The following is a 14,478-nucleotide window of genomic DNA, read 5'->3' on the forward strand; positions in this document are numbered from 1 at the left end:
GTGGCAAAGTCGTTGCTCGCGCAACTATTAATTATTCATTATTAACTATTATTGCCCTTTCAGGCGTTCCGGAATGAAACCGGAACTCATCATCCGGCGATTCAATCAATTCCTGCTCTACCGCCTTGAAGAAATCCACCCGTTCAGCGATCGGCCCCTGCGCATATTGCTCGGCCAGCTTCAGGTAATCCTCAAAGTGGCGCGACTCACTTTTCAGCAAATAGTGGTAATAACGCCCCAGCTCCTCATCCACATGGGGCGCCAGTGCGGCAAAACGCTCACAGCTGCGTGCCTCGATTAACGCCCCCACAATCATGGTATCCACCAGGCGCCCAGGTTCAGAGGTGCGTATATGCTGACGCATCCCCTTGGCATAGCGGGCTGGAGTCATGTGGTCGTAGGTCACGTCGCGCTGGCGCATCAGCTGCACCACCTGCTCAAAATGCAGCAGCTCCTCGCGGGCCAGCTGGCTCAGCGTATCCAGTAGCTCGGGACGGTCCACATAACGAAACATCAGGTTAATCGCTGTGCTGGCCGCTTTTTTTTCGCAGTGGGCATGGTCAATCAGCAGGATATCCGGGTGCTGCAATGCCCAGTCGACCCAGGCAGGCGGCGTCGCACAGGGGAGAAAATCACGGATATGAGAAATGTCGTGCATGGGGATCTCGCTGGCTCAAGGTAACCCATCCGCAGACAGGCGCCGGCATTATAGCGTTTTTGTGCGCAATCTCATCCGCACGGCTGGTGCTCGCCGGTCGCGCCCGTATACTGTCGCGCCATGGGCAGAAAAACACATCCACGCGTACAGCGAGCAAAAGGTCAGGCAGCCATCATCGCATTGCGACTGCTGGGCGCCCTGCCCTTTGCCATCAACCGGGCACTGGCCACCGCCGTTGGCACCTTGCTGGCCTGGTTGCCGACTCAGGCATTAAAAGTCAGCAAGACCAACCTGGCGCTTTGCTACCCCGCTCTCTCTGCGGAAGAGCAGACTCGACTGGCCCGCAAATCCCTGCTGGAAAGCGTCAAGAACACCTTTGAAATTGCACTGTTCTGGCGACAACCTGCTGAGGGCCTGAAGCGGGTGGTGGCCGTTGACGGTGATACGCCATTACGCCAGGCCGTGCAGGATGGCAGACCCATCATGATTCTGGCGCCGCACCTGGGCTGCTGGGAAGTCCTTAACTTCTGGCTGGCCACCGAATTTGGCTTGCATGCCATGTTTGCCCCCTCCGGCCTGCCGGAAGTCGATGACCTGGTACGCAGTGGCCGGGAGCACTTTGGCTCCACCATGTATCCGACCACCGCCCGTGGCGTGGCCGGATTGGTCAGGGCCATGAAAAAAGGTGCCCTGACCGCCATCCTCCCGGATCAGGTCCCCGACCGCCGCAGCGGGCGGCATGTGCCTTTTTATGGGCAATCGGCCTACACCGGTACGCTCGCCTGCAAATTGATTCGCCAGACACAGGCCGTCACGTTTATGGCCTGGGCCCGTCGTCTGCCCGGCACCCAGGGCTACGAAATTCGGGTGCGCCCGGCGGACGACAGCGTGGCCGATGACGATCTGGATACCGCCCTCACGGCCATGAACCACTCCATTGAAAACCTGATCGACGAATCCCCCAGCCAGTACCTGTGGAGCTACAAGCGCTTCCGCCGCCCACCGTCCGGGGTCGACACGCCATACTAGCCCTCGGTTTCAGTGCCTCACGTTTTCAGTGTCTTACGCTTTCAGTGATTGTGAGTATTCATACCATGAATGGCTGCAACACCCGTTTGGCTTAACAATTGATGCCCATTCCGCTATACTCCGCGCGCAATTCCAACCCCCAGTAACACCCTAAAAGACTGATTTCCAAAAGAAATTAGCCAAGACGACGATGAGGGAAACGCTGTGCTAGAAGCCTATCGCAAACATGTAGAAGAGCGCGCCGCTGAAGGTGTACCGCCGAAGCCGCTTACCGAACAGCAGGTTGCCGACCTGGTAGAACTGCTGAAGACCCCGCCGGCTGGCGAAGAAGAATTTATCCAGGACCTGTTCGTCAACCGCGTTCCGCCCGGTGTGGACCAGGCCGCTTATGTAAAGGCCGCTTTCCTTACCGCAATTGTGAAAGGCGAAGCCAGCTCCCCTCTGATCGACAAGAAGCGCGCTGTCCAGCTGCTGGGCACCATGCAGGGTGGCTACAACGTGGCCCCGCTGATCGAAGCTCTGGACGATGCTGAGCTGGTTGACGAAGCCGCCGAACAACTCAAGCACACCCTGCTGGTTTTCGATGCATTCCACGACGTGGAAGACAAAATGAAAGCCGGCAATGCCAAAGCCAAGGAAGTCATTGAATCCTGGGCCGAAGGCGAATGGTTCACCAAGCGTGCCGATCTGGCCGAAAAAATGACCTTGTCAGTATTCAAGGTTACCGGTGAAACCAACACTGATGACCTGTCTCCTGCACAGGACGCCTGGAGCCGCCCGGATATCCCGCTGCACGGCAACGCCATGCTGAAAAATGCGCGCGAAGGTATCACCCCGGAAAAAGACGGTGAAATCGGCCCGCTGAGCCAGATGGACGAGCTGAAGAAAAAAGGCCATCCGGTTGCCTACGTGGGCGACGTTGTGGGTACCGGTTCTTCCCGTAAATCTGCTACCAACTCCGTACTGTGGCACTTCGGTGACGACATTCCGTTCGTACCGAACAAGCGCGCCGGCGGCGTCTGCATCGGCGGCAAGATCGCTCCGATCTTCTTCAACACCATGGAAGATTCCGGCGCCCTGCCTTTCGAGTGTGACGTGGAAAAAATGAACACCGGTGACGTGATCGACGTTTACCCGTTCGCAGGCAAGGTAGAAAAAGACGGTGAAGTCATCGCCGAATTCGACCTGCGCTCCCAGGTTCTGCTGGACGAAGTGCGCGCCGGCGGCCGTATCAACCTGATCATCGGTCGCGGCCTGACCACCAAGGCTCGCGAAGCGCTGGGTCTGGCACCGTCCGAATTGTTCCGCAAGCCGGAACAGCCGGGTGATTCCGACAAGGGCTTCACTCTGGCCCAGAAAATGGTCGGCAAGGCCTGTGGTATGGACGGTGTTCGCCCCGGCATGTACTGCGAGCCGAAGATGACCACCGTGGGCTCCCAGGACACCACTGGCCCGATGACCCGTGACGAGCTGAAAGATCTGGCTTGCCTGGGCTTCCAGGCCGACCTGGTGATGCAATCTTTCTGTCACACCGCCGCTTACCCCAAGCCGGTTGACGTGGAAACCCAGCACACCCTGCCCGACTTCATCATGAACCGTGGCGGTGTTTCCCTGCGTCCGGGCGACGGCATCATCCACTCCTGGCTGAACCGTATGCTGCTGCCGGATACCGTTGGTACCGGTGGTGACTCCCACACCCGTTTCCCCATGGGCATTTCCTTCCCGGCCGGCTCTGGTCTGGTTGCGTTCGCTGCTGCCACCGGCGTTATGCCGCTGGACATGCCGGAATCGGTTCTGGTTCGCTTCAAGGGTAAGCGCCAGCCGGGCATCACCCTGCGTGACCTGGTACACGCCATCCCCATGCAGGCCATCAAAGACGGCCACCTGACCGTTGCCAAAGCGGGCAAGGTCAACGTCTTCTCCGGTCGCGTACTGGAAATTGAAGGCCTGGATGACCTGACCGTTGAACAGGCATTCGAGCTGTCTGACGCGTCCGCCGAGCGTTCCGCTGCGGGCTGTACCATCACCCTGTCCGAAGACAGCGTGACCGAGTACCTGAAGTCCAACATCACCATGCTCAAATGGATGATTGCCAACGGTTACGGCGATGCCCGTACCATTGAGCGTCGCATCAACGGCATGGAAGAGTGGCTGGCCAACCCGAGCCTGATGCGTGCCGACGCCGATGCCGAGTACCACACCGTCATCGAAATCGACATGGACCAGATCAACGAGCCGGTACTGTGCTGCCCGAACGACCCGGACGATGCCAAGACCCTGTCCGACGTGGCTGGCGCCAAGATCGACGAAGTGTTCATCGGTTCCTGCATGACCAACATCGGTCACTTCCGTGCTGCGGGCAAGCTGCTGCAGAAAGTGGAAAGCGGCACCATGCCGACCCGTCTGTGGATCGCTCCGCCGACCAAGATGGATCAGCACCAGCTCACCGAAGAAGGCTACTACAACATCTTCGGCAGCGCCGGTGCGCGCACCGAGATGCCAGGCTGCTCCCTGTGCATGGGTAACCAGGCTCGCATCGCGCCGAAGTCCACTGCGGTATCCACCTCCACCCGTAACTTCCCGAACCGTCTGGGTCAGGGTGCGGATGTGTACCTGGCATCGGCTGAGCTGGCGTCTGTGGCGTCCATCCTCGGCAAGCTGCCGAGCAAGGAAGAGTACATGGAGTATGCGAACACCATCGACTCCATGTCCTCCGAAATCTACCGCTACCTGAACTTCGACCAGATGGCCGAATACCAGGAAGTGGCAGACACCGTGAAGATCCCGGTTGCCCAGTCTGTCTAAGGCTCGGTAATTGCTTCACCAAAAAGCCCCGCATTTGCGGGGCTTTTTTTTTGGTTCATCGCAGGTCAAGAATAAACGGTACGCTGGCGACCGCTTACTGGATTAAATCGTGAGCTTACCCCCACCTTCGCTTATCACTCGATGGATCACCTTAAGTCTGGCTGGACGCAAGAAACTGCCAGACTCGCGCGGCGGGTTCCGACAGGGGATGCGAACGCAGACGGTACATACTTGGCTGCGCATCGACCCCGGCATCCAGCGGCAAGATACACAAAGCCCCGGACGCCACATCGCCCGCGATCATGGAATCCGGTGCCAGGGTCAGGGCCTTTCCTTCCCGGCAAAGCGCCAGACACGAACTGATCGTGTCCAGCTGGTAATCCGGGCCTCCCCGTTCATTCATTAACGCCGTCAGCCAGGTTGCCGTTTCCCGGCGGTAGTTTCGTGACACTCTCGGCAGCGCCCAACGCTGCTCAAAAGCCAGCGTCTTCAACGCTTGCTCATCACTCCCTGCGACGGCACTCGCCGCCATGATCTTCGGTGACGCCACTACCCGTAATGGCAGTGCCAATAAAGGGTGCGTAACCAGATCATCCTGATCAGGTAATCGCTGCCGTAAACGCAGGTCGTAGACCATGAAATCATGCCGGTAGGCATACAGCCCTTTTTGCAGGGTATGGAATTCCCCCACCTGAATATCAAGCCGCTGGCCCTGCGCCAGCACATTCGGCCCGGATAGCATCTGCATAAGAATATCGGGAACAAAAGGGCCACAACCGATACTGATTACCCCGGCCTTGCCCTCGCGATGCCGACCCACCATACGATCCAGGCCCGCACTCTCCTGCAGGATCCGGTTTGCCTGCCGGTAAAGCGATTGTGCAAAGTCAGTCGGCCGCAGATGGTGCGTGTCGCGCTGAAACAACACCAGCCCAACCGCGTCCTCCAGCCGCTGCATGCTACGGCTCAACGCCGGTTGCGACAGCCCCAGTTGCCGGGCCGCCGCCGATACACTGCCCTGCTCATAGATCGCCACGAAATGGCGGAGCTGCTGCAATTGCCACATGGCATTACCTTTACGCATGGATATATAAACCATGCTTATAGCAAAGCCGGCCATACTCTGTCCACGCTGCCCTGTTCGGGTTACCACGGGAGAGACAGATGACAAAAATAAATCGCCGTACAGCACTGAAACAACTTGGCCTTGGCGCCACTGCCCTGGCCGTTGCCAACCCGGTTAAAGGCGCTCCAGGCTTGCGAAAGAACCGGCGCCCCAATGTGCTGTTGCTGGTTTCCGATCAGGAACGCTCAGGCCTGGACCTGCCGGGCTCCCTGGATCTTCCCGGCCACGAGAGGCTGCGTCGGCAAGGCACCAGCTTCAACCATTATCACGTCAACACCTCACCGTGCTCCCCCTCACGCTCGGTCATGTACACCGGCCAGCACACCATGCACACCCACATGACAGCCAATCTCCATGCGCCCCCTTTTCCCGCACTCAACGACAAGCTGAAAACCCTGGGGCATCATTTTCGCGATCAGGGCTACTACACGGCCTACAAGGGGAAATGGCACCTGTCAGATATCGAGGATGGCCCCGGCCTGCTGTACGGCAATTACCCAAGCAGAAACCGTGCACTGGAAAAGCACGGCTTCAGTGACTACAACCTCACCGGCGATGTTCACGGCAGTGTCTGGCAGGGTTACATTGCCGACAGAATGGTCACCGCAGAGGCCTGCCGTTGGCTCATGGGTAAAGGTCAGACAGAAGAAAAACCCTGGTTCCTGGCGGTCAATTTCGTCAATCCCCATGACATCATGTTTTTCTCTACCGGCGAAAAACAATCACGCTCACGCACCAATCCGCAGTTCATGGCACCGCTTCGTCCGGCACCCCATGATCCGGTGTACGCAAAAGACTGGTCCCACATTTCTCTTCCTGCGTCTTTTCGGGCGTCACTGGACAACAAGCCCTGGTGCCAACAGGCCTACGCCAAACTGATAGACAGCGTTTATGGTCACATCGACAAAGATAACGAAGCCGCCTGGCTGGCCAACCAGAGTTACTACTTCAATTGCCTGCGAGACGTGTCGCGACAGGTGGACCAGGTGCTGCAGGCCCTTGAGGAAAGCGGGCAGGCGGATAACACCATCATTGTCTACACCGCCGACCATGGTGAAATGGCCGGAGCCCATGGCCTTCGCCAGAAAGGGCCCTTCGCCTACAAGGAGAACAGCCGGGTACCACTGATCATCAGCCACCCGGACGCGCGTCAACAACGCGACGTGGACAATATCGGCTCTTCCGTCGACCTGGTTCCCACGCTGCTAAGCCTGGCAACCGAGGGCAAGGCCGACACGCAAACCCCCGGCACCGACTTGTCAGCGGCACTCGATGGGCGCCCCTCAGACAGGGACAGCAAAGGCCATTTGTTCGCGTATGGAGTAACGCTCTACACCGACCCGGAGATCACCCAAGCCCTGGTTGAAAAAGGCGACGAGATCACCCCCATGCGACTGATGACAGAAGCCTTTAGCCAATTGAAGCTGGGCCCCGCACTGAACAATCGAGGCCTGCATCGCGGCTGCTTCGACGGGCGTTATAAATTCGTCCGCTACTTCAGCCCCGACAGCCATCACCGCCCGGCAGACTGGGCGACGTTGACGCAGCACAACGATCTGGAACTGTATGACACTCACAACGACCCGGATGAACTGGACAATCTGGCCGCAACGCCGGACCCGCACAAAGCGTTACTACTGAGCATGAATGAAAAAACCAATGCGCTGATTGACCATGAAATTGGCGAGGACAACGGCGGAGAGTTTCCCGGGCCTACCTTCCTCTATCAGCTATAGCCCTTTTTTCGGGCTGGCAGCCGGCTGGCGCCTTGGGAAGTAACGCCGGCTGCCGCCCACCTTATCCAGCTCATCAATCACGTTCGGTCATGACGCATCATTGCGGGCCTGGCGTTTCTTGGTCACCGCCGTGGGTATCGCCTGCAAAGGATCTTCCGGCCAGGGATGCTTGGGATAACGCCCGCGAAGATCTTTACGCACAGCCGCATAGTTCTCTGCCCAGAACCGCGCCAGATTATCGGTAATGGCTGCCGGTCGCCCTGCCGGGGTCAACAGGTGAACGGTGATTGCCAGCGCGCCATCGGCCAGGGGCGGCAACGCCTGCAAACCGAACAGTTCCTGCAGCTTGGCCGCCAACACCACATGCTCGCCGGTGTAATCCAGACGCACACTGCGACCGGTGGGAATCGTCACCGTTTCCGGCATCCACTGTTTCAAGTGACGCTGCTGGTCTACCGATAGCAGGCTCGACAGCGCAGCCCCCAGAGGCAATTTCTTCAGATCCGCCACACTGCGCATGCCGGCAAGATAAGGCGCCAGCCACTCTTCCAGGCTGGCCATCAGCCCCGCATCACTCACATCCGGCCAGCCAGCATCTGGCTGTATCGCAGATAAACGCTGAATGCGCGCTTGCCACTGACGCCAATGCGCCTCCCAGGGAAGCACCGCAAGGCCCAGGCTGCGGATACCGGCCAGCAGCCCGGCTATTTGTTGCTCACTGTCCAGGGACGCCAGTGTCTGGCTTTGCAGCACCAGATTCCCCAGCACTCTTTCACGCCGCCCGGTGACCCGCTGCTTTTCGGTGTCCCAACCAATATGTTCCCGCCAACGGCCGTGTTGCTCCAGAACAGATTCAATCTCTTCATCGGTCAGAGGCCAGGCGAGACGAATACGGGCGTCCCTGGGCTGCCCATCCGTATCCATGACCAGCAACCATTCCGTTCCCTGCAGGCTATCGTTGTCATGCAGGAACAGGCCCGGGCCATCGGCCATTTGGTAACGCCCCCGACTACCACTACGCCGCCGGCTTATCTGCAGCGCAAACACTGACGCCAACAAGCCCCCCATGCCATCGCGCCAGCCTTGCGATGCCTGGTCGTTCCCGGCGTTAAGACGCTTCGCCTCGGCAAGCACCGTAGCAAAGCGTTGCGGATGATTCTCCAGCGCCTCCAGGCGACGCCGTAAATCCACACCCTCGCCGGCAAGGATATCCCGCTCGGACAGCACCGCGACAAGCCGGGCCGCCGGCTCAGCGAGCCCGGCCTCTTTGGCAGCAATCAACAAAAGGGCAAGCGCTGGATCCACAGGGAGACGGGCAATGGCCTCACCCCGTGCCGTCAGCGATCCACTGTCATCCAGCGCACCACCCCGCTGCAGGCGCTCTACCGCACTGTCCCAGGCGGCCTGCGGCGGCGCGTCAAGCCATGGCATCTGTTGCGGCTCATGGCACCCCCAGCGGGCCAGATCCAGCACCAACCGGTCCAGCCCCACGCGCTGGATTTCCGGCAATTGATATCGCGCCAGCACGTCCGCTTCACCCCACAGTCGCAGGCTATGGCCTGGACCCAGGCGCCCTGCCCGGCCGCTACGTTGGCGGGCGTTGGCCTCACTGATGCGGCGGGTCACCAACCGGGTACGGTGCCGGGCAGCATCATAGACCGGCTCGCGGGCAAAACCGCTGTCGACCACGTGAGTTACCCCTTCGATGGTCAGGCTGGTTTCTGCCACATTGGTCGTCAACACGATCAGGTGCGGCTCACTGGCTGCCAGCGCAATCACTCTCTGCTGCTTGTCCAGAGACAAGCCGCCATGCAGCGTGACCACTGGCACCGGGCAGCTCCGCTGATTCAGTTGGCTGGCAACACGACGCATATCGCTCTGCCCGGGCAGGAAGACCAGCATCACCCCGGCGTCGCCTATCAGGCTCATCACCTGTTCCGCGCAATGGTTGCGCCAGTCCTGGCGGGCCGGCACCGGCGCATAGGCAACGGACACCGGGTAGCTCTGCCCTTCGCTACGCACCACCGGCGCCTGCAGAAGGGTTTCCAGCGGGCCGCAGTCCAACGTGGCGGACATCACCAACAGGCCGAGGTCGGGACGAAAAGCCTCACTCGCCTCCAGAATCAGGGCCAGGCCAAGGTCCGCGTTCAGAGAGCGCTCATGGAATTCATCAAAAATCACCAGGCTCACACCGGGGAGTTCCGGATCGTTGAGCAACATACGGGTCAGCACGCCTTCGGTCGCCACTTCCAGGTGCGTCCGGGCACTCACCCGGGTATCGGTACGGGTGCGGTAGCCTACCGACTGCCCCACGGCTTCTCCCCGTTGCGAGGCCATAAACGTGGCCACCGACCGGGCCGCCACACGGCGTGGCTCCAGCATCAGGATTTTCCCGCGCTGCCCCCACTCACTGTCCAGCAGCGCCAGAGGTACACGGGTGGACTTCCCCGCCCCCGGTGGCGCCTCAAGAATGGCACGCCCGTGCGCCTTTAACGCCTGTAACAGCGGGTTAATCGCCTGATCTACCGGGAAATCTGTTGCCATTCGTTACGTCCGTCGCCGTTTCGCCGTGACCACCGTCACGCTGCCACTTTTCATCACGCTGTAATGCTCGTGACGAGCAAAACCTATGCTATATTCTGCCCATATAGCTAATAATTAATAACTACATCAGATAGTGATTTATGCTGAATGATTTGGGGATCCCTGAGCATCTAATCTGGAAACTGGACCAGTTTGACAACCACAAGCGGGCAGTCAATTTTATCAAGCAGTTCCAGGAAACGCTGTGCGTTTACAGTGCGCCCGTGCAGCAGCTCTATACCAACTACGACATCTCGTTGCCCGATGACGATGATCGCTCGATGATAATTCTGCCTAATCCCTACGCGTACCACGATACCTTCAACAGTATCGGCGACCACAGTGTGCATGCCAGCGGCATGTACATCGTGCCCGGCGATCTGTTCGGTAAGGAGGGGTTGTTTCTGACCTTGCGCCTGCTCAAGTACGGCAAGCGTGTTATCAAGCCAGTGCCGCTGAAAGTGGGTTTGTGGGCGCTGATGAAAAAAGAAACGAAGGAAGTTCCCTTTCTACCGGTTATCACCAAAGGCGACCTGCGGGCTTTTCGCAAGGATTTCCCCTGCCTGCACCTGCATCGCATTCAACCGTCCAAGCTGGTGGACCGCTCCCCCATGGAGATCAAGGCAATCCAGAAAGTGATTCGCGACAAGCTGAAAGTGTATATGTAGGAACGCCCGAGGCCTGACGCAGGACGCCTAACGGTAAAGGTCAGGCGCGAGCGTCAGGCATCCGGCTTCAAGCTTCCGGCGTTTGATAGCAATAATCCAGCGCCTGAATGTAATACTCCAACCCACGCTGGGCCGCCTTGAAGGCGCGGTCACGGCTTTCCTGCTCTACACAGAGCAACTTCACCAACTCCATGGCCTCATGGGGGTGATCGTCGTCATAAGAGGCATGAGCTCTCAGCCAGGCCATGGAATGACGGTTAATCGTGGCGACCCCGTCTTCCTGATACGCCTTCATGCCCTTGACCACACTCTGGCTCCACTCACCCGTGGCCCACTCAATGGCCAGATTGGTGGCGGCGATCCCTTCTTCCAGGCTGCCCTGGCGCCCCATGGTCCAGAGAAAATTATTCACCGCATCCATCGCCGCGGGAGGCTCAACAAATTCCAGATCTTCCAGTGTCAGGCCGAATCCCATGGCCCAGTCCTGATACCAATAGGCGTGGCGCTGCTCAATCTTGATGTTGCTGATCAGCCAGTTTTTCGCCTGCTCATGGCCCGGAAAGCGGCCCGGCAGGGTTTTCGCCAGGTTCAGCCCCATGTACTTGGGGAAGTTTTCCACCAGCGGGTAGAAATTCAATAACGCACAACGGAAACGCGGCAGGCTCAGCCGGCCACTGGCCATCTCCGCGAATACCGGGTGGTTGACGACCTTGTTCTTGAGGGGCACCAGATCATCCCAGAACTGCTGGGCCCAGGGGGTGTGCTCTGTCAGCTCTAACGCTTTCTTGTAATTTGCGGCACGCATTCGTCGTTCTCCATAACAACCCAAAGCAAATCATTGCAGCGAACACCAGCGTACCCGCCTCCCGGCTAGCACACTAGTCCAATAATTTGTATAAGCGATTTCGCAGGCCACGTAAATGACGCATTTGCTGTTTACTGGCTTTTTGTCGTGGATCGTACAGAGCACGCTGGTAGTAACGGGCCCAGTCACGGGCCGGGCTGGCGGCCCGGGGCCAGCGCCCTGCAATGGCCTCAGCCAACTGTGAAGGGGTCACCCCCGGGGACAACGCCAACCCGCAGCCCTGCACACGCTGATGTAACCGCCAGAATTCTTTCTCCATGGGCGACTGGCTATGGACCGGGTTGCGCCAGAACAAATACAAGCCATACAGCCCCAGCAGCAATGCCACAGACACCATCAGGGTTACCGCTACACGCAGCGGTGTCACCTGGCCCAGCAGCTTGCTCAGCACGGACAACTGCAGCTGGCTGTCATAACTCAACACCCAGGTCTGCCAGCGGAAATCCACATAATCCGCCCACTCACGCATGACCCCCAACAGACCACTACCAGCAAAGCCATCGAGTTGAATACCTCCAAGCGCATCCCCGGAGTCGCCCTCTTCAAGGGCAGCCCGCAACCCGCGTTCCACGCGCTCAGGCGCCACCGCACCGGTGGGGTCCACCCGCACCCAGCCCTGTCCCTCAAGCCACACCTCACTCCAGGCATGGGCGTCGTATTGGCGCACCAGCAAGTGGGAACCCAGGCTGTTCTGTTCGCCCCCCTGATAGCCCACCACCACCCGGGCAGGGATTCCGGCAGCGCGCATCAGGAAGGTGAAGCTGGAAGCATAATGCTCGCAGAACCCCTTGCGCGAACGGAACAGGAAATCGTCAATGGGGTCGGCCACCAGTTTGGGCGGTCGCAGCGTGTAGTGGAAAGGCTGTTGGCGAAAATACCTCAGCGCCTGCTGCACCACTGCCGCATCCGACTGGCTCTCCAGGCGCCACTGCTGGGCGAGACCACGGGCACGGCGGCCGCTCTCGTCAGGAATCGACAGCATCAGAGCCTTCTCTTCTGCAGCCAATGGCAGCCGCCGGGTTGCCGCCGGCACACTGACCACCTGATAGCTCTGTCGTTGGCTCACCGGGTTGTTGGCCACCAGCCGCATGTCCCGGGCCAGGCTGACGCCTCCCTCGCTGACAAAGGGTACCGGCATGGCAAACAACCAACGCCGCTGAGTGGGCTCGACAATGACCTGATACGCATAGCTGGTGCCGTCACTCCGCCCGGCCGTCAAGGCATCGACCCAGTCCGGTGCCGGCCCACGACCGCTGTACAGGTAGCCAGCCTCATCCATGCCGCGGGGAATCGCCTGCTGCCAGGCCCGGCCATCAAAATGGCTCAATGTCAGGCCGCGCCAGTAGCGCTCTGCCGGCGGCGGCATATCGCCGTCAAAAGCGACACGGAACGCCAGCGCGGACGATTCTGACAGCTCGCTGATCTGTCCGGGGGCCATGCTGTCCGTCATCCCGGTGCGGGCTTTTCCGTTGCCCACCTGCATGTTCCATAGCGGCGCCACCCGAGGCACCAGCACAAACAGAATCAGCATCAAGGGGACCGCCTGGGCCATAATGATGCCGGCGCGTTTAAGGTGCTGCATCCCGCTGGCACGGGTGTCGCTATGGTTGATACCCGCCAGGCAGGCGGTGAGCAGCACCATGCACAGCAGCACATACAAGAACATCAACGGACTTTGCGAGAACAGCAACGAGGTCGCGCAAACAAAGAAGCCCAGCACCAGCAAGACGTAGGCATCACGCTGACTGACCACTTCCAGATACTTGAGCCCGAACAGCGACACCAACAGCGCCACCCCCGCTTCCGGACCGTACAGGCGACCGAAGCTGTAAAAGGTGAGCGCCACCGCCCCCATCAGCAACAGGCTGCGGATAATACGCCCGGGCAACGCCATCCGCTGGCGGTTGACCAGGGCACGGATCGCGACCACCAACGCAAACAGACCACCCTGCCAAAGCGGGCCTTTGAGTAGCTGAGGCAGCGCACAGAACGTTACCGCAAGCGTCAGCCAAAGCCGGGTATGGGAAGGAACCTGGTAAATACGCGCCATCAGAACTCCGGGTAACAGGCCAGCGCATCCAGCAAGCGCCAGCGATGCACATCACCGGTATCCGGTGCCAATGTCAGGCCCGGCAACACCAACCCATAGGGCTGGTGTTGCCGATCCAGCTCCAGCACCCAGTGACACAGAATGGAAAGCCGTTGTTCATCACCCAACCCTTCCAGCTTGTCCCAGCGCAGCCAGAGCCGTCCGCCCACAGGCTCTTCGAACAGCTTGGTATTCAGGCCGCGACCACGGGCATACCCTTTCCAGTCGATCTTGCGCAAGGAGTCACCCGGCACATACCGGCGCAACCCCTGAAACTCTTCGTTGCCGGACTGGCCACTGCTGAATGCCCGCTGGTTATTTTTGCCACCATCGGCAGGGCAATCTTCACTTTCCTGCGGACGCGGCCAGGCCAGGCAATAATGATCGAGCGTCGCGTAGGACCAGGTACGCAGCAAGCCAAGAGGAAAACGGCTTTCCACTTTCAATCGTGGTGCCGGGATTTTGCCCCTTCTGGCCAACGGCAGATTCAGCCACAGGCTCTCCTCCTCGCCCGCCAGGACACTCACCTGTTGTGCGTCCTGCCCTGGCCAGCGCAACCAGATACAATGGTGAGCACGCTGCTCAGCAAACAGCACCACTTCCAGTGCCCCTTCTTCGCCACTGAAGCCGGATTCCGCCGTGCCATTGCGCAGACCCAGGGCGGATAAATTGCGAAACGTATGCAGGATGGCCACCAGAAACAGGCTCGCCATCAGAAAAGACAGGGCCAGAATCAGGTTGTTTTCATAATTGATGCCACCGATAAACAGCAGCGCGGCCACTAACAGATAGAAAAACCCGTAGCCGGTAGGAAAAATAAAAATACGTTTCTGGTCGAGAACTATCTGACTGGCTGCCGGCAGACGGCGTGCCAACCATCGCTCGTACAGCCGGCGCGGTCCTTGAGGAAGCCTCACGA

Annotated in this window: 10 protein-coding genes; 4 read left to right on the plus strand and 6 right to left on the minus strand. The window is 59.4% G+C overall.

Going from position 1 to position 14,478, the window contains the following annotated elements:
- Positions 1 to 31 precede the first annotated feature (31 nt).
- Positions 32 to 658, minus strand: a complete 627-nt coding sequence (locus tag ADG881_RS02585; RefSeq protein ID WP_007150653.1) for a tRNA-(ms[2]io[6]A)-hydroxylase — start codon at positions 656 to 658, stop codon at positions 32 to 34.
- 120 nt (positions 659 to 778) lie between these two features.
- Between ADG881_RS02585 and ADG881_RS02590 the strand changes: the two genes are divergently transcribed.
- Together ADG881_RS02590 and acnB are read left to right on the plus strand one after the other, a co-directional pair.
- On the plus strand, positions 779 to 1,687 hold the full coding sequence (locus ADG881_RS02590) for a lysophospholipid acyltransferase family protein (protein ID WP_007148432.1): 909 nt from the start codon (positions 779 to 781) through the stop codon (positions 1,685 to 1,687).
- A gap of 204 nt (positions 1,688 to 1,891) precedes the next feature.
- Positions 1,892 to 4,492, plus strand: coding sequence for a bifunctional aconitate hydratase 2/2-methylisocitrate dehydratase (gene acnB / locus ADG881_RS02595; protein WP_007149196.1), 2,601 nt, complete (start codon positions 1,892 to 1,894; stop codon positions 4,490 to 4,492).
- Positions 4,493 to 4,643: 151 nt separating this feature from the next.
- Here acnB and ADG881_RS02600 read toward each other — a convergent pair whose 3' ends face one another.
- On the minus strand, positions 4,644 to 5,576 hold the full coding sequence (locus ADG881_RS02600) for a LysR family transcriptional regulator (RefSeq protein WP_232211674.1): 933 nt from the start codon (positions 5,574 to 5,576) through the stop codon (positions 4,644 to 4,646).
- A gap of 80 nt (positions 5,577 to 5,656) precedes the next feature.
- Between ADG881_RS02600 and ADG881_RS02605 the strand changes: the two genes are divergently transcribed.
- On the plus strand, positions 5,657 to 7,354 hold the full coding sequence (locus tag ADG881_RS02605) for a sulfatase-like hydrolase/transferase (protein WP_007149000.1): 1,698 nt from the start codon (positions 5,657 to 5,659) through the stop codon (positions 7,352 to 7,354).
- An 87-nt stretch (positions 7,355 to 7,441) separates the two neighbouring features.
- Here the strand turns inward: ADG881_RS02605 and hrpB are convergent, their stop codons facing one another.
- Positions 7,442 to 9,898: an ATP-dependent helicase HrpB gene (hrpB, locus tag ADG881_RS02610; RefSeq protein WP_007148411.1), complete on the minus strand. Its 2,457-nt coding sequence runs from the start codon at positions 9,896 to 9,898 to the stop codon at positions 7,442 to 7,444.
- A 140-nt stretch (positions 9,899 to 10,038) separates the two neighbouring features.
- On the opposite strand from hrpB, the gene ADG881_RS02615 reads away from it, so the two are divergent.
- Positions 10,039 to 10,605: a hypothetical protein gene (locus ADG881_RS02615; RefSeq protein ID WP_007149727.1), complete on the plus strand. Its 567-nt coding sequence runs from the start codon at positions 10,039 to 10,041 to the stop codon at positions 10,603 to 10,605.
- 67 nt (positions 10,606 to 10,672) lie between these two features.
- On the opposite strand, the gene ADG881_RS02620 is transcribed toward ADG881_RS02615, so the two are convergent.
- The 3 genes from ADG881_RS02620 to ADG881_RS02630 form a co-directional block, all read right to left on the minus strand.
- Positions 10,673 to 11,410, minus strand: a complete 738-nt coding sequence (locus tag ADG881_RS02620; protein WP_007149922.1) for a TenA family transcriptional regulator — start codon at positions 11,408 to 11,410, stop codon at positions 10,673 to 10,675.
- Between the two features lie 73 nt (positions 11,411 to 11,483).
- On the minus strand, positions 11,484 to 13,520 hold the full coding sequence (locus tag ADG881_RS02625; RefSeq protein WP_007149125.1) for a DUF3488 and transglutaminase-like domain-containing protein: 2,037 nt from the start codon (positions 13,518 to 13,520) through the stop codon (positions 11,484 to 11,486).
- Complete coding sequence (locus ADG881_RS02630) at positions 13,520 to 14,434, minus strand: DUF58 domain-containing protein (protein WP_007149398.1); 915 nt, start codon at positions 14,432 to 14,434, stop codon at positions 13,520 to 13,522. Before ADG881_RS02630 ends, ADG881_RS02625 begins: the two co-directional genes overlap by 1 nt.
- Between the last annotated feature and the right edge of the window lie 44 nt (positions 14,435 to 14,478).

It is taken from the genome of Alcanivorax sp. DG881 (assembly GCF_000155615.1).
Classification (GTDB): domain Bacteria; phylum Pseudomonadota; class Gammaproteobacteria; order Pseudomonadales; family Alcanivoracaceae; genus Alcanivorax.